The sequence below is a fragment of the Streptomyces sp. NPDC088097 genome (assembly GCF_044741845.1).
Classification (GTDB): Bacteria; Actinomycetota; Actinomycetes; order Streptomycetales; family Streptomycetaceae; genus Streptomyces.
Genome location: NZ_JBIUTJ010000003.1, coordinates 154,710 through 169,585 on the forward strand (window position 1 = coordinate 154,710; position 14,876 = coordinate 169,585).

Annotated in this window: 13 protein-coding genes; 3 read left to right on the forward strand and 10 right to left on the reverse strand. The window is 71.4% G+C overall.

Annotated features, from left to right (window positions below):
- Window positions 1-20: 20 nt before the first annotated feature.
- The 6 genes from ACIOD1_RS10725 to ACIOD1_RS10750 form a co-directional block, all read right to left on the reverse strand.
- The gene (locus ACIOD1_RS10725; RefSeq protein ID WP_401901526.1) at window positions 21-1,808 is read right to left on the reverse strand and encodes an ABC transporter ATP-binding protein; all 1,788 of its coding nucleotides are present in this window, start codon (window positions 1,806-1,808) and stop codon (window positions 21-23) included.
- Between the two features lie 2 nt (window positions 1,809-1,810).
- The gene (locus ACIOD1_RS10730; RefSeq protein ID WP_401901528.1) at window positions 1,811-2,869 is read right to left on the reverse strand and encodes an iron-siderophore ABC transporter substrate-binding protein; all 1,059 of its coding nucleotides are present in this window, start codon (window positions 2,867-2,869) and stop codon (window positions 1,811-1,813) included.
- 86 nt (window positions 2,870-2,955) lie between these two features.
- Window positions 2,956-3,846, reverse strand: a complete 891-nt coding sequence (locus tag ACIOD1_RS10735) for an ABC transporter ATP-binding protein (RefSeq protein ID WP_365613382.1) — start codon at window positions 3,844-3,846, stop codon at window positions 2,956-2,958.
- 38 nt (window positions 3,847-3,884) lie between these two features.
- On the reverse strand, window positions 3,885-4,946 hold the full coding sequence (locus ACIOD1_RS10740) for a FecCD family ABC transporter permease (RefSeq protein WP_401901530.1): 1,062 nt from the start codon (window positions 4,944-4,946) through the stop codon (window positions 3,885-3,887).
- Complete coding sequence (locus ACIOD1_RS10745; RefSeq protein ID WP_401901532.1) at window positions 4,943-6,001, reverse strand: FecCD family ABC transporter permease; 1,059 nt, start codon at window positions 5,999-6,001, stop codon at window positions 4,943-4,945. Before ACIOD1_RS10745 ends, ACIOD1_RS10740 begins: the two co-directional genes overlap by 4 nt.
- A gap of 200 nt (window positions 6,002-6,201) precedes the next feature.
- The gene (locus ACIOD1_RS10750; protein WP_401901533.1) at window positions 6,202-7,584 is read right to left on the reverse strand and encodes a lysine N(6)-hydroxylase/L-ornithine N(5)-oxygenase family protein; all 1,383 of its coding nucleotides are present in this window, start codon (window positions 7,582-7,584) and stop codon (window positions 6,202-6,204) included.
- Window positions 7,585-7,845: 261 nt separating this feature from the next.
- Here ACIOD1_RS10750 and ACIOD1_RS10755 point away from each other — a divergent pair, with 261 nt between their 5' ends.
- The 3 genes from ACIOD1_RS10755 to ACIOD1_RS10765 all read left to right on the forward strand — a co-directional run bounded on the left by ACIOD1_RS10755 (window position 7,846) and on the right by ACIOD1_RS10765 (window position 12,273).
- Window positions 7,846-8,793 carry a methionyl-tRNA formyltransferase gene (locus ACIOD1_RS10755; RefSeq protein WP_365612461.1) on the forward strand — a complete coding sequence of 316 codons (948 nt, stop codon included), beginning with the start codon at window positions 7,846-7,848 and terminating at the stop codon, window positions 8,791-8,793.
- A gap of 154 nt (window positions 8,794-8,947) precedes the next feature.
- On the forward strand, window positions 8,948-10,306 hold the full coding sequence (locus ACIOD1_RS10760; RefSeq protein WP_365612458.1) for an MFS transporter: 1,359 nt from the start codon (window positions 8,948-8,950) through the stop codon (window positions 10,304-10,306).
- A 41-nt stretch (window positions 10,307-10,347) separates the two neighbouring features.
- The gene (locus ACIOD1_RS10765; RefSeq protein WP_401901536.1) at window positions 10,348-12,273 is read left to right on the forward strand and encodes a helix-turn-helix domain-containing protein; all 1,926 of its coding nucleotides are present in this window, start codon (window positions 10,348-10,350) and stop codon (window positions 12,271-12,273) included.
- A 62-nt stretch (window positions 12,274-12,335) separates the two neighbouring features.
- Here the strand turns inward: ACIOD1_RS10765 and ACIOD1_RS10770 are convergent, their stop codons facing one another.
- From ACIOD1_RS10770 to ACIOD1_RS10785, 4 genes are all read right to left on the reverse strand, one after another.
- Window positions 12,336-12,776 carry a GNAT family N-acetyltransferase gene (locus ACIOD1_RS10770; RefSeq protein ID WP_401901538.1) on the reverse strand — a complete coding sequence of 147 codons (441 nt, stop codon included), beginning with the start codon at window positions 12,774-12,776 and terminating at the stop codon, window positions 12,336-12,338.
- 149 nt (window positions 12,777-12,925) lie between these two features.
- Window positions 12,926-13,657, reverse strand: coding sequence for an SOS response-associated peptidase (locus ACIOD1_RS10775; protein WP_365612449.1), 732 nt, complete (start codon window positions 13,655-13,657; stop codon window positions 12,926-12,928).
- Window positions 13,658-13,822: 165 nt separating this feature from the next.
- Window positions 13,823-14,455: a pyridoxamine 5'-phosphate oxidase family protein gene (locus ACIOD1_RS10780; protein ID WP_401901540.1), complete on the reverse strand. Its 633-nt coding sequence runs from the start codon at window positions 14,453-14,455 to the stop codon at window positions 13,823-13,825.
- Window positions 14,456-14,558: 103 nt separating this feature from the next.
- Window positions 14,559-14,852, reverse strand: a complete 294-nt coding sequence (locus ACIOD1_RS10785; protein WP_365612443.1) for an SHOCT domain-containing protein — start codon at window positions 14,850-14,852, stop codon at window positions 14,559-14,561.
- Window positions 14,853-14,876 lie beyond the last annotated feature (24 nt).

Here is a 14,876-nt window from a genome sequence, read left to right on the forward strand (position 1 = left end):
CTAACTTAAGTTAGGTTTACCTAATTACCATCTCGCCAAGCCCGCCAGAGTCGCGCGTAACGGCCGCCCAGGGCCACCAGCTCCTCGTGCGTGCCCTGTTCCGCGACGCGGCCCGCGTCCAGCACGACGATCCGGTCGGCCGCCACCGCCTGGGTCAGCCGGTGCGCTACGAACAACGTGGTCCGGCCGGCGCAGGCGGCCAGTACGGCCCGTTCCAGATCGGCCGCGCCCTCGCTGCCCGCCTCCGCGGTGGACTCGTCGAGCACCACCACCGGGGCCCGCCCCAACACCAGTCGGGCCAGAGCGACATGGGCGACCTTGGCGCCGTCAAGACGCTCGCCGCCCTCGCCCACGGCGGTGTACAGCCCGTCCGGCAGCGCCTCGACCCACTCATGGGCGCCCACGGTGCGCAGCGCGTCCATCAGCCGCTCGTCGGTCGCCTCGGGCGCCGCCAGCCTCAGGTCGTCGGCGAGCGGACCGGAGAAGACGTGCGTCTCCTGGGTCAGGATGCTCACCGACGCCCTCGCCGCGGCCTCGTCCAGGTCGGCGAGATCGGTCGACCCGATGCGCACCGATCCGGACTGCGGGGTCCCGATGCCGGCGATGAGGGCCGCGAGGGTCGATTTGCCCGCCCCCGTGGCACCCACCAGGGCCAGTGAACCGCCCGCCGGAATCGTCAGGCTGACGTCCCGCAGGACCGGCTCCTCGGCGCCGGGGTACGCGAACGTCAGCTTTTCCACCGTCACCGGGCACGCCGCGCCGTCGACCGCCGCGGCGGTCGAGTCGCCCACCAGACGTTCCTGCGTGGACTCCGACAGGACCCCGACGAGCCGGGTCAGGCTCGCGCCCGACTTCTGCGCCTCGTCGAAGGTGAACATGATGGCGCCCAGCGGGGTGAACAGGCGGTGGAAGACCAGCGGGGCCGCCGACACCTCGCCGAGGGTGGCGGAACCGGTCTCCAGCAGGACGTAGCCCACCACGAGGATCAGGACCAGGCCGATGAACTCCGCCCGGTTCTCCCGGCCGACGAACCGGCCGAAGAACCGGAACACGTCGATGCCGAGGTCCCGCACCCGCCGGGAGTCGTCGGAGACCTTCTCGCGGAAGGCGCCCTCCAGGCGGTAGGCCCGTACGGTGTCGATGCCGTCCAGGCCGCTGATCAGCGCCTGCGCGCGATCGGCCTGGGCGACCCGCTGCTTCTGGTAGAGCGGGGCGGACCGGGGGAGGTACCAGCGCAGGGCCAGCCAGTAGGCGGGCAGCGCGCAGGAACCCGCCAGACCGAGCCGCCAGTCGAGTCCGAACATGCCGATCGTGGCGATGGCCACCAGCACCCCCGCGGAGAACACGGTGGGAACGGCGGAACGGATGCCCTTGGACAGGACGGCGACGTCGTCACCGACCCGCGAGAGCACATCGCCCCGGCCCACCTGTTCGACCCGGGCGCTGGGCATGCCCAGTACGGCCCGGACGGCGCCTTCGCGCAGCTGCGCGAGCAGGTCGGCGCCGAGCCGCCCGATCAGGTAGGTCGACACGGCGGTGGCCGCCGCGCCGAGAAGCGCGGCGGCCACCATGAGGACCCCGATGGGGACCAGCGCGGAACGCGGTCCGCCCCCGGTCACCCCGTCGACCACCCGGCTGAGCAGGAGGACCGGGAGCATTTGGAGCGCCGCCCCGGCGACCGTGCTGAACACGGCGGCGGACGTCAGCCAAGGCATCGTGCGGCAGTTGGCCGCGACCCATCGGGCCGCCTCGCGTCCGGTCGTCGTGCGCAGGGTCGTCGGGGCGACACGCGTGTCCGTGGTGCTCACACCTAGCCGACCGACTTGACGAGCTCGTCGATCGCGTACGGCATGGAGAGCAGGGTGGCCTGCGAGATGGCCGCGCCGGCCGCCGGACCCTCACTGTCGAGGAGGTATGAGACCTTGCCGTTCTTGGCGACCTTGAGGTTCGCGAAGAGGTCGAACTTCTTCAGCGCGTCGGTGTCGGCCTTGTCGTTGATGACGAACACGCGGTCCACGTCGACGAGGTCCATGCGCTCCGGGGAGAGCTGCGTGGAGAACGTTCCGGCCGCGATCTTGTCGATCTCGGTCTGGCCCTTGAAGCCCATGCCCGTCAGGAGCTGCCCGCGCACGTCGGTGGTGGTGAAGGGCGTGACCGAGTCCTTGTACCAGGACAGCGCGACGGCGGTCTGGTTGGCGAACTCCGGGTGCGCCTTCTTGGCCGCGGCGAGCTTGTCGTTGATGCCCTGGACCATCTTCTGGCCCTCGTCGGCCTTGCCGAGCGCCTTGGCGATGTGGAGGGCGTTGTCCTGCCACGGAGCGCTGAACGGCTCCTTCTCGGCCTTGGTGCGGCCCACCGTCGGCGCGATCTTCGAGAGCTTGTCGTAGGCGGCCTGGTCGATCTCGGAGTAGACCGCGATGATCAGGTCGGGCCGCAGGGCCGCGATCTTCTCGTAGTTGGGGCCGCTGTCACCGTTGTTCATGATGACCTCGGGCTTGGTGCCGCCCCACTTGTCCTTCACCCAAGGCCACTGGGTGTTGATGTCGGGGCTCTGGCCCGCCGGGTTCGGGTACTGGTCGACCATGCCGACCGGCTTGATGCCGAAGGCCAGGATGGACTGGTCGTCGGTGTAGCCCACGGACACGACCCGCTTGGGGGCCTTGTCGACGGTGGTGGATCCGAACGCGTGCTCGACCTTGACCGGGAACGCACCGGCGGCGGCCGGGGCGTTGGCGCTGTCGGCCTTGTCGTCCTTGTCCGCCGAACCGGAACCGCACCCCGCGAGGAGGCCCACGCCGAGGGCTGCGGCGGACATGGTCCCCGCCAGCCGACGCCAGGTCTTCTTGTGTGTAGTTCGATCGAGGAGCATTCGGAATCCCTTGCTTTCGTGCCAAGCACTGCGGGCCCACATAAGGGCAGGCGAACCTTACCTTGGGGCGATGAGGTAAGCCTAGCCTAAGTTGAAGGGCTCGCGTTTCGGCTGCCCGCACTTCGGACCTGCGCACTGCCGGAACTCCCCACGTGCGTCCGGCCGATCGGCACGATCAGCGGACGGTCGCCCACCGGATCGTCGATCACCACGGCGCGCAGGCCGAACGCCTCGTCCAGCAGCTCGGCCGTCACCACGTCGCGCGGATGGCCCTGTGCCAGGACCGCACCCGCCTTCATGACGATCAGGTTGTCGCTGTAGCGCGCGGCCAGGTTGAGGTCGTGCAGGACCATGACCACGGTGCGTCCCGACTCGTGCAGGTCGTCGACCAGGTCGAGCACGTCGATGGCGTGCGCCAGGTCCAGGTACGTGGTGGGCTCGTCGAGCAACAACAGATCCGTGCCCTGGGCGAGGGTCATCGAGATCCACACGCGTTGACGCTGGCCACCGGAGAGGGTGTCGACCGGGCGGTCGGCCAGATCGGACACCCCGGTCATGGCCAGCGCGCGCTCCACCACGGAGGCGTCGTCCGAGGACCACTGGCGCAGCCAACTCTGGTGCGGGTGCCGGCCCCTGGCGACCAGGTCGGCCACGGTCAGGCCTTCCGGAGCGACCGGCGACTGCGGCAGCAGGCCGAGCTTCTTCGCCACATCCCTGGTCTTGAGCCTGACGATGTCCTCACCGTCCAGCACGACGGATCCCGAAGTCGGTTTCAGGAGCCGCGACAGGGTGCGCAACAGGGTGGACTTCCCACAGCCGTTGGGGCCGATGATCGTGGTCACCACGCCCTGCGGGATCGCCACGTCCAGCGCTTCGATCACCGTCCGGTCGCCGTACCCGACGGTGACGCCCCTGGCGGCCAGCCGCGGAACGTCACCGACCCCGGACTCGATCTCGGTGGTGTGCTGAGCGACCAAGGTCCCCTGTTTTTCGTTCACGTGCCTGACCTTTCGAACTAGCGGCGGTTCGCCCGCACCAGGAGGTAGATGAGGAAGGGTCCGCCGATCGCGGCGGTGACCACACCGACCGGCAGGGTGATCGGCAGTGCCGTACGGGCCACCAGGTCCGAGCCGATCAACAGCAGCGCCCCCACCGCGGCGGAGGCCGCCAGCGGCGGCGTCGGCGACTTCGTCAGACGCATCGCCACCTGCGGCGCCACCATGGCGACGAACGGGACCGGGCCGGCCGCGCTGACCGCCAGACCGGCGAGCAGCACCGCGCACAGCAGCATGACCGCCCGCACCATCGAGTACCGCACGCCCAGGCCCGCGGCGACGTCGTCGCCGAAGTGCATCGGCTTGAACTGGAAGGCGGCGCCCGCCACGACGGCGATCAGGACGAGGGTGCCCCACAGGGCCACCGACACCTCGTGCCAGGACCGGCCGTCCAGAGAGCCGACCAGCCACGCCTGGGCCCGGGCCACGTCCCTGATGTCCGCGGAGACCAGCAGCCAGGACGTGATCGCCTCCATGGCCGCGCTCACCGCGATGCCGATGAGGATGAGCCGGAATCCGTCGACGCCGCGCCGCCATGCCAGGAAGTACACCAGCAGCCCCGTGCCGAGACCGCCCGCGAGCGCCGCCGCGGGCAGGCCCACGGACGTGACGAGTGCCGTGGCGGTCCCGCCCGACACCGTCACCAGGAAGACCGCGACGGCGCCGGCGCCTCCGGTGATCCCCAGGATGTCCGGACTGGCCAGCGGATTGCGTGCGATGGACTGCGTGATCGCGCCGGACAAACCCAGCGCGATCCCCACGACGAGACCGGCCAGGGCGCGCGGCATGCGCAGGTCCATGACGACGAACTCGTCGACCCGCTCCCCCATGCCGAAGACCGTGGCGATCACCCGCGACAGGCCGAGGGGGAAATCCCCCACGGCGATGGACAGGCAGAAGAGCAGGAAAGAGGCCGCCGCCAGCAGCAGCGTGACGCACACCATCCTGGGGCGCCATACGAACGACACCCGACCGAGTCTCAGGCCGGGTGTCACGGGGTGCTTCTCCGTCATCACGTTCATGCGCTCTTGAACTTTCCCCGCCACACCATGGCCGCGAAGAACGGTGCGCCGAGGAGGGCCACGAGGACGCCCGCGTCCAGCTCTCCCGGCCGCACCACCACGCGCCCCACGATGTCGCAGACCAGAAGGACGACCGCGCCGAGCAGGCCCGCGTACGGCACCAGCCAACGGTAGTCGGGCCCGGCCAGGTACCGGGCCACGTGGGCCACCATGAGTCCGAGGAACGCGATGGGACCGCACGCCGCGGTCGCCGCGCCCGCCAGCAGGGTGATGGCGATGATGCCGACGGTCCGGACCAGCGTGATGTTCACGCCCAGTCCGCGCGCCACGTCGTCACCCAGGTTCAGCAGGTTCACGGAGGGCAGCGTGGCCAGGGCCAGCACCAGCCCGACCACGATGAAGAGGGACACCGGCCAGATGACGTCGAACCGGACGCCGGCCACCGAGCCGACGTTCCAGAACCGCAGGGCGTTCAGCGCCGCCTTGTTCGAGAGCGCGACGGCCGTCGTCATCGCCGCGAGGAACACCGCCACCCCCTGCCCGGCCAGAGCCAGCGTCAGGGGGTTGCCGGCGCCCCGGCCCATGCTCGCGAGCCCGAACACGACCACGCCGGCGATCGCGGCGCCCAGGAAGGCGAACCAGACGTACTGGAACGGGTCGGTGAGCCCGAACACGGCGATCGCCGCCACGACGGCGAACGAGGCGCCGGTGTTCACCCCCAACAGGCCGGTGTCCGCGATGGGGTTGCGCGTGTATCCCTGGATCAGCGCACCGCCGACGCCCAGGGCGATGCCGGCCACGATCGCGAGCACCGTCCGGGGCAGCCGTACGGTCTGCACGATGAGCCGGATGTCCGTGAGCTTCTGGTCGGGGTCCGGCGCGCCGAACAGCCCGTGCCACACCTCGGTGGGACTCAACGCGCGCGCGCCGACGGCGAGGGAGAGGACCGCGGCGGCCACGAGGAGCGCCACGATGACGCCCAGACCGAGGACGCGTCGCCGCCGGGCCGACGCGACCCGGGACGGCGCCGGGCGTTGAAGTGTTGTTGTGACCATGTCTCCGTACGTCATCCCTCGCGGTCGCCGGGCCCCTCGGCTTCCGTCGCCGCCGGTGGGCGGGCGCACCGTCCGCGTCGGCGGCGGCGGAAACCGGGGGGCAAGGACTGTCCTTCTCGTGGATCTGCCGCGTGCACCATGCCGCCGTGCCTGCCGTGCGCGAACGCACCGCAGACACGGCGAGTGGACCCGCGGACCGGTCAGCCGGCCGTCTGGCGGGCGCCCGCGACCGCTCCCCCGGCGACCGGTACGGCCTCGGCGGGTACGGTCTCGGCGGGCGCGGCCTTGAGGTCCCGGTCGAGGATCGAGTCCAGGATCTCGCCCACGCGTATCGCGGTGTTGGACAGCAGGGAGGAGGTGATGCCGTGGGTGTGCTCGGTGCCACCCTGGAGGTAGATGCCGCAGCGCAGATCGGCGTCGGTCGCCACGCGGTAGTCGCGCTCGACGCGGACGCGGCCCTGCTCGTCCCGGTGGCACCGGCCGGCGACATCGCCGAGCAGACCCAGGCCGTCGGCCTGCATGTACCCGGTGGCGCACACGACGACGTCGGCGTCGAGCAGGCTGTCCTCGCCGGTGACGAGCGACTTGACGGTGGCGCGGACCCCGTCGGCCGTCTCCTCGACGCCGGTGAGCCGCGAGACGTTCAGGAAGCGCAGGCGCTCGGTGCCCAGCACCTTCTCCTGGTACGACTGCCGGTACAGGTCGTCGATGAGGTCGATGTCCACCACGGAGTAGTTGGTGTTGCCGTGGTAGCCCATCAACTTGGCCTTGATGTCCTCCGGCGCGGTGTAGTACTCGTCGACCGCCTGGGGGTCGAAGATCCGGTTGGCGAAGGCGCTGTCGTCCGCCGGGCTGTAGCCGTAGCGGGAGAAGACGGCGCAGACCTCGGCCTTGGGGAAGCGGCGGTGCAGGTAGGCGACGTTCTCGGCGGCGCTCTGGCCCGCCCCGACGACGACGAAGCGGGTGGGCTCGGTGCCCTCCAAGGCGTCGACCTTCCGCAACAGGTCGGAGTTGTGCCAGACGTGGTCGGTGCGCTCGACGCCCTCCGGCATGACGGGGCGCAGCCCGGTGCCGATGACGAGGTTGCGGGCGCGGTGGACGACGGTCTCGTCGCCGGAGCGGGCCGTCACGTCGAGGTACTCCACCACGCCGTCACGGACCACGGGCTCGACGGCGATGACCTGGTGGCCGTACGAGACCATGTCGTCGACCTTGGCGGCGGCCCACTCGAAGTAGTCGTGGAATTCGACCCGGAGCGGGAACAGGTTCTTGTGGTTGACGAAGTCGATCAGGCGGCCCTTGCTCTGCAGGTACCGCAGGAAGCTGTACTCGCTGGACGGGTTCCGGAGCGTCACCAGGTCCTTCAGGAAGGACACCTGCATCGTCGCGTCGTCGATGAGCATGCCGCGGTGCCAGCCGAAGCTGGGCTGCTGCTCGAAGAAGTGGGCGGTGACCGCCTCCTGCCTTCCGACGCCCGCGTTGTGCTCGGTGAGCGCGATCGCCATGGCGACGTTCGACGGCCCGAAGCCGATACCGATCAGATCGTGGATCAGTGGTGCGTCGCCAGGAAGAGCCTGTGACATGTCACTCCCATTCGTGCGGGACAGCCGCCTGCCAGGCGCCCTGTCGGGGTGGGGAAAAGGGGGAGTCCAAGCGCACCGGTGACCCCGGCAGCCAAGTGGAACTTAGGTAAAGCTAACCTGATCCAGCCAGCCTGTCGACGTGGCAAAACGGTCAAACAGTTCGTCGATAGGTCAATCTGGGTCAGAAATAGGGCACGTTGCACCGTTAGGTAAGGCTTGCTTTACTTATGCCGGTCATTCGCTCTTCTGAGGAGGAACCCCATGCGGGTCGTCATGTTCGGTTATCAGACCTGGGGCCATCGCACCCTCCAAGCGCTCCTGGACTCCGAGCACGACGTGGTGCTGGTCGTGACGCACCCCAAGAGCGAGCACGCCTACGAGAAGATCTGGAGCGACTCGGTCGCCGATCTGGCCGAGGAGCACGGCGTCCCGGTGGTCATCCGCAACCGGCCCGACGACGAAGAGCTGTTCGCGCGCCTCAAGGAAGCCGACCCGGACATCATCGTGGCCAACAACTGGCGCACCTGGATCCCGCCGCGCATCTACGACCTCCCCCGCCACGGCACCCTCAACATCCATGACTCCCTGCTCCCCAAGTACGCCGGCTTCTCCCCGCTGATCTGGGCCGTCATCAACGGCGAACCGGAAGTCGGCGTCACGGCGCACATGATGGACGAGGTCCTCGACGCCGGCGACATCGTGGACCAGCGCGCGGTGGCGGTCGGGCCCACCGACACGACCACCGACCTGTTCCACAAGACGGTCGACCTGATCGCCCCGGTCACGGTGGGCGCCCTGGCGCGGATCGCCGCCGGAGAGACCGAGTTCACCAAGCAGGACCGCTCCGCGGCCAGCTTCTTCCACAAGCGGGCCGAAGAGGACATCCGCATGAACTGGGACTGGCCGGCCGAGGTCCTGGAACGCCTGGTCCGCGCCCAGTCGGCCCCGTACCCGAGCGCCTTCACCTTCCACAAGGGCAAGCGCCTGGAGGTGCTGACCGCGGTCGTGTCGGAGGGCCGCTACGGCGGCACCCCGGGGCGCGTCTTCTACCGCGAGGGCGAGGGCGTGGTGATCGTCGCCGGAGCCGATGCCCGCACGGGCCGCAACCACGGTCTGGCCATCACCCGCGTACGGACCGAGGACGGCCGGGAGTTGCCCGCGACCGAGTACTTCACCGCCATGGGCGGCTACCTGACGAGCCGTCCCTAAGGGCTGTCCCGTTCGGATCTTGCCGGGCGGATCCGGGGTGCGCACACAGTTCGGCGGGCAACTGTGGTGGTCGCCCACATAGCTGTCCGACCTGGGCCTTCCTACGGTGTGGCGACACGGAAACGTCCCCGCAACCAGCCCGGAAGTGGTACTCATGGCCGCCTCTGCCACACCGCCCCCAGCCCCCGGCTCCATCAAGCGCGTCGTCGCCGCAAGTCTCATCGGGACGACCGTGGAGTGGTACGACTTCTTCCTCTACGGGTCCGCCGCCGCTCTCGTCTTCAACAAGCTGTTCTTCCCCTCCAGCGATCCCCTCGTCGGCACCCTCCTCGCCTTCCTCACCTACGCGGTCGGCTTCGCCGCCCGGCCGCTGGGCGGGGTGGTGTTCGGTCACTACGGGGACCGGATCGGGCGCAAGAGGTTGTTGGTGCTCAGCCTGTTGCTGATGGGCGGGGCCACCTTCGCGATCGGGCTGTTGCCGACCCACGCGAGCATCGGAGTCGGCGCGCCCGTACTGCTCACCGTGCTGCGGCTGGTCCAGGGCTTCGCGCTCGGCGGGGAGTGGGGCGGAGCGGTGCTGCTCGTCGCGGAGCACGGGGACGACCGCCGTCGCGGGTTCTGGGCCTCCTGGCCGCAGGCCGGCGCGCCCGGCGGGAACCTCCTGGCGACCGGGGTGTTGGCGCTGCTGGCCGCCGTCCAGTCCGACGAGGCGTTCCTGGCCTGGGGGTGGCGAATCCCGTTCCTGCTCTCCGGGGTACTGGTGGTGGTCGGGCTGTGGATCCGGGTCTCGGTCTCGGAGTCGCCGGCCTTCCTGGAGGCCCGTGCCCGGGCCGAGGCCCGCGAGGCCGCGGGTGAGCGGCAACAGGCCCCCGTCATCGAGGTGTTCCGCACGAGTTGGCGCGGCGTCCTCACCGCCGTCGGGGTCCGCCTCGGGGAGAACGTCTCCTACTACATCCTCACGGCCTTCCTCCTGGTGTACCTGACCGTCCACCTGCACCTGCCCAAGAGCGACGCCCTCAACGCCGTGCTGATCGGCTCGGCCGTGCACTTCGTCACCATCCCGCTCTGGGGCGCGCTGTCGGACCGGATCGGCCGGCGCGCGGTCACCCTCATCGGCTCGGTGGGCATGGCCGGTTGGGCCTTCGCCTTCTTCGCCCTGTTGGACTCCCGCTCCTTCCCCGTCATCGCCGCCGCCGTCACCGCCGGCCTGCTGCTGCACGGGGCGATGTACGGACCCCAGGCCGCCTTCATCTCGGAGATGTTCGACACCCGCGTGCGCTACTCCGGCGCCTCCATGGGCTCCCAGCTGGCCTCCCTCGTGGGCGGCGCGCTGGCCCCGATCATCGCGGTCGAACTCCTCAAGGACTACGACTCCTCCCTCCCCATCTCCCTCTACCTGTGCGCGGCGGCGCTGGTCACCACCGTCACCGTGCTGCTGGCCCGGGAGACCCGGGGCCGCAGTCTCACCGGGCCCAAGGCGGCCGACCCCGTCCGCTCCCCCGTCGCCCGCTGACGGAGCCGCGGAGCGCCACCCGGGGCCGGGACCGTACCCGTATGCTCGCGACCGTGACGGACCCCGGCGACGACAAGACTCCGGCAGGCGCTCAGGAGTTGCTGGCGCTGCTGGCCCAGGGCGCCCCCGTCGAGGCGTTCGCCGCCCCGGCGGCGGCAGCCCGCGCGGCCCGGGCGCCCGCCGGGGAGGTGGCCGCCCTCGACGAGGCGACCCGTACCGCACTGGAGATCCACCGCACCCTGGCCCATCACCGCACCCGCGAGGCCGAGTTGACCGCGCTGTTCGACACGGCGGGCGACCTCGCGGCGCTGCGCGACCTGGACTCCGTACTGCGGGCCATCACCCACCGCGCCAAGCAGCTCCTGCACACCGACGTCACCTACCTCTCCCTCAACGACGAGAGGGCGGGCGACACCTTCATGCGGGTGACGGACGGATCGGTGTCGGCCGCCTTCCAGCAGTTGCGGCTCGGCATGGGCGAGGGGCTGGGCGGGCTCGTCGCCCAGTCCGCCCGCCCCTACGCCACCGGCGACTACCAGCGCGACCCCCGCTTCCGGCACACCGGGCCCATCGACGCCGCCGTCGCCGAGGAGGAGCTGCGGGCCATCCTCGGAGTACCCCTGCGCCTCGGCCCGAAGGTGATCGGGGTGCTCTTCGCGGCCGACCGCAGCCCGCGCGAGTTCGCCCCGCGCGAGGTGGCGCTGCTCTCCTCCCTCGCCGACCACGCCGCCATCGCCATCGACGGGGCCCGCCTGCTGGAGGAGACCCGCAGGGCCCTGGCCGAACTCAACGCCGCCTCCCGGACCATCCAGGAGAACAGCGAGGCCCTGCGCCGGGCCGAGGAGGCGCACGACCGGCTGACCGGGCTCGTCCTGCGCGGCGGTGACGTGGCCGAGGTGGCGGCGGCCATCGGCACCCTCCTGGGCGGCGGCACGCTTGTCCACGACGCCGACGGCATGGAGTTGGCCCGTTCGCACCCCGGCGCCCCCCTGCCCCCTCCCGACCGGGCGGTGAACGCCTCGCGCGGCGGCGGGCGGGCCGTCCCGCACGGCCGGACCTGGGTGTGCGCCGTGCTCGCCGGACCGGAACTGCTGGGCAGCGTGACCCTGACCGGGCGGCCCGGGCTCGACGCCCCGGCCCGGCGCCTGTTCGAGCGCGCCGCGACCGTGACGGCCCTGCTGTTGCTCCTTCGGCGTTCGGTGGCCGAGACCGAGGACCGGATCCGGGGTGAGCTGCTCGGCGACCTGCTCAGCCGCGCCGCCGATCCGGCGGGGCTGGCCGTACGGGCCCGGCGGCTCGGGGTGGACCTGGACCGCCCGCACGCGCTGTTCGTCCTGCACGGCGACGCCGTCCCCCGGCCCCGGCTGCTCACGGCCGCCGCGCACCAGGCCCGCGAGCGCGGCGGGCTGGCCGGGGTCCATCACGACCACGCCGTTCTGCTGGCCCCGTCCGGTTCTCCCAGCGCCGACGCCCGGGGGCTCGCGGCGGCGCTGGGCCGGGCAGCGGGGGCGCCGGTCACCGTCGGCGCGGCGGGGGCGGGCGCGCCGAACGACCTGGTGGCGGCCCATGCCGAGGCCCTGCGCTGCCTGTCCACCCTGCGTGCGCTGGGACGGACCGGGGAGGGCGGCACATCGGCCGAACTCGGCTTCCTCGGCGTGCTGCTGGGCGATCGGCCCGACCTGCCGGCGTACGTCCGGGCCACGCTGGGCCCGCTCATGGAGTACGACGCCGAGCGCGGCAGCGACCTCGTCCACACCCTGGAGGTGTACTTCGCGACGGGCATGAGCCGCACGCGCGCCAAGGACGCGCTGCACCTGCACGTGAACACCGTGGTGCAGCGCTTGGACCGCATCGGTCGCCTCCTGGGCCCGACCTGGCAGGATCCGGAGCGCGCGCTGGAACTCCAACTCGCCCTCCGCCTGCACCGGGTCTCCGGCGCGGGCACGGACACGGACACGGGCGGTTAGCCGGGGTCGGTGGACAGGAGGACGAACGGTGCGCCGGGCGGCAAGGGTCGGCCCGGCCGGCGTCATACGAGGGGGTGGCGACAGTCGTTGCTCGGGTGGTGTTCGCCCGGCGGGTACTCGTGCGCCGTTTCGCCGACGAGGTCGAAGCCCGCCGCGCGGCAGACCGCGTTCGATGCCGTGTGGGGCACCCGGGGGAAGGCGTGGACGGCCCGGCGGCGGTGCGCGGGCGGCAGGGTGACCAGGTGGGCGAGGAGGGCGCGTACGGAGGCGGTGGCCCACCCTTGGCGCTGGTGCTCCGGCAGGACGCCCCATCCCGCTTCGAAGATCGACTCTCCGCGGTGTTCCCTGGGGGTGAAGGAGACCGAGCCGACGATGACCCCCATCGGGGATTCCACGCGGAAGACCCGGCCCTCGTGCGGAGCGTTCGCGCTCAGGGCGGTCCAGCGGCGGTGGCGGGCGAGGAGGCAGTCGTCCGAGTCGGGGCCGCCTAGATGGGCCGTCATCTCCGGGGTGTTGCGGCGGCGGAGCAGCCAGAGGTCCGCGTCCGACCCAGGGCCGGAGGCGAACCGGCGCCGCGTTCGAGCCGTGCTTCGAGGTGTGCATGGACGGATCCAACACGGCGGTACGTGGGCCCGGCATCCGGATTTCGACGTCAGGCGGCGCTTTCGAGGAGTTCGGGCCCGTTGTTGCGGACGCTGTTGACCGCCGTGGTGACGGCGCGGACGGAGAGGTGTCCGGCCGCCGGGGTGGCGAGGAGGGCGCGGAGGTCGTGGGTGTCCTGGTGGGCGGGGTCGAGCCATGCCTCGTAGTCGGCCGGGGCGAGGGCCAGCGGCATCCGGGGGTGGACACGGCCGGCGTCGTCGGTGGCCTCGGTGGTGATGACGGTGCAGGTGCCCCACCAGGCCGCCGGGTCGTCGTCGTCGGCGATCGACGGGTCCCGCCAGAACTCGTAGAGGCCCGCCATCGCCATCGGGCCACCGTCCTGCGGACTGATGAAGTACGGCTGCTTGTAGGCCTTGGCCGTGGCGGTGGCCGCGACCGGATCCCACTCGTAGAAGCCGTCGGCGGGCAGCAGGCAGCGGCGCTTGGCGAAAGCGCGGCGGTAGGCGGGCTTCTCGGCGGCCGTCTCGACCCGGGCGTTGATCATCCTGGCCGCGCCGCCGGGGTCCTTGGACCAGGACGGCACGAGTCCCCAACGCAGGGGCCGCAGTCGCCGTTCGACGACCCCGCTCTCGCGGTCGGCGCGTTCCAGTACGGCCCACACCGGATCGGTGGGGGCCACGTTCCAGCTCGGGGGGAGCCAGGCGTCCGCGGCGGGGGCCGAGGCCCCGAACAGGCCGGAGAGGTCCTCGGGGCCTCGGGTGGAGACGTATCGGCCGCACATGCCTCCAGCCTGCCACGCCGCAGGCCGGATGACGGCCGGCGGCACTCGGACCGCGCCGACGGGGCGTGTCCGCGCAGAGGTACGGGACCGCTCGGATGCAGATGTACGGGACCGCTCGGATGGCGTGGCCGCTCAGATGCGTGACCACTCAGGTGCCGTGACCACTCAGATGTACAGGTCCCGCTGCTCGTACGAGGGCCCGTAGTAGTCCTCCAACCGTTCCAGGGACTCGTGGGTTCGCTCCAGGCTCTTGGAGATCCGCGCCCGGGAGGGGGCGGCCTCGGGGTTCCAGGTCTGCGGCTTCCAGAGGGCGGAGCGTACGAAGGCCCGGGAGCAGTGGAAGTAGGCCTGCTCGACGTCCACGAGGAGCGCCGGCGTGGGGCGGTGTCCCTTGACGGTCAGCTCGTCGAAGAACGGCGCCTCGCGGAGCAGCCGGGCCCGGCCGTTGATCCGGAGGGTGTCGCCCCGGCCCGGAATGACGAAGAGCGGCCCGACGTGGGGGTTGGTGAGGACGTTGCGGTAGCTGTCCGCCCGGCGGTTGCCCGGGCGGTCCGGGATCACGAGGGTCGTGTCGTCGAGGACCTTGGTGAAGCCGGCCGGGTCGCCCTTGGGCGAGACGTCGCAGGTGCCGTCGGCGGCGGAGGTGGCGATCAGGCAGAGCGGGGACCGCGCGAGCCACTGTCGGTGGTGTTCGTGGAGGGTCCGCCGTTCCTTGGCCACGGCCACGGGGGTGGGCTCGCCGAGCATCTCGCGCAGCTCGTCCTCGGTGGTGATCTCCTCGAACGCCTCGGTGTCCACGGCCCGCCCCCGTCTGCTTCCTCCCGCGCGGCCGGTCCGCCGGGCTGCCGCGACCATCCCACGGCCGCCCGGTCGGCGGGCGGCCGGGCGCGGGTCACGTCGATCATGGGGTGGTGTCCTTGAGGGCGCGGCCGAACTGCTCGTCCAGGACCGACAGCCGGCGCCAGTACTCCTCCTCGTCGATCTCTCCGGTGGCGAAGCGACGGCCCAGGATCGCGATCGGCGAGCGCTCGCCGTACGCGGCGGGCGCGCCGCGCCAAGGGCCGTAAAGGCCGCCACCCCGTCGGGCGCGGCGCAGGAGGGTGACGACCGTGATCACGACGGCCGCCCAGACGAGCGGGAAGAACAGGATCCAGGGACCGGGTCCGTCGTAGGCGAGGGTGGTGAGGCTGTTCATGTCGGTTCGACTCCTCGGGAGGGT

What these genes read in the sequence shown, in the direction of transcription:
- ACIOD1_RS10730 (WP_401901528.1), bottom strand. Translation starts at nt 2,869, where the DNA reads ATGCTCCTCGATCGAACTACACACAAGAAGACCTGGCGTCGGCTGGCG.
- ACIOD1_RS10740 (WP_401901530.1), bottom strand. Translation starts at nt 4,946, where the DNA reads ATGAACGTGATGACGGAGAAGCACCCCGTGACACCCGGCCTGAGACTC.
- ACIOD1_RS10745 (WP_401901532.1), bottom strand. Translation starts at nt 6,001, where the DNA reads ATGGTCACAACAACACTTCAACGCCCGGCGCCGTCCCGGGTCGCGTCG.
- ACIOD1_RS10750 (WP_401901533.1), bottom strand. Translation starts at nt 7,584, where the DNA reads ATGTCACAGGCTCTTCCTGGCGACGCACCACTGATCCACGATCTGATC.
- ACIOD1_RS10755 (WP_365612461.1), top strand. Translation starts at nt 7,846, where the DNA reads ATGCGGGTCGTCATGTTCGGTTATCAGACCTGGGGCCATCGCACCCTC.
- ACIOD1_RS10760 (WP_365612458.1), top strand. Translation starts at nt 8,948, where the DNA reads ATGGCCGCCTCTGCCACACCGCCCCCAGCCCCCGGCTCCATCAAGCGC.
- ACIOD1_RS10765 (WP_401901536.1), top strand. Translation starts at nt 10,348, where the DNA reads ATGCTCGCGACCGTGACGGACCCCGGCGACGACAAGACTCCGGCAGGC.
- ACIOD1_RS10770 (WP_401901538.1), bottom strand. Translation starts at nt 12,776, where the DNA reads ATGACGGCCCATCTAGGCGGCCCCGACTCGGACGACTGCCTCCTCGCC.
- ACIOD1_RS10775 (WP_365612449.1), bottom strand. Translation starts at nt 13,657, where the DNA reads ATGTGCGGCCGATACGTCTCCACCCGAGGCCCCGAGGACCTCTCCGGC.
- ACIOD1_RS10785 (WP_365612443.1), bottom strand. Translation starts at nt 14,852, where the DNA reads ATGAACAGCCTCACCACCCTCGCCTACGACGGACCCGGTCCCTGGATC.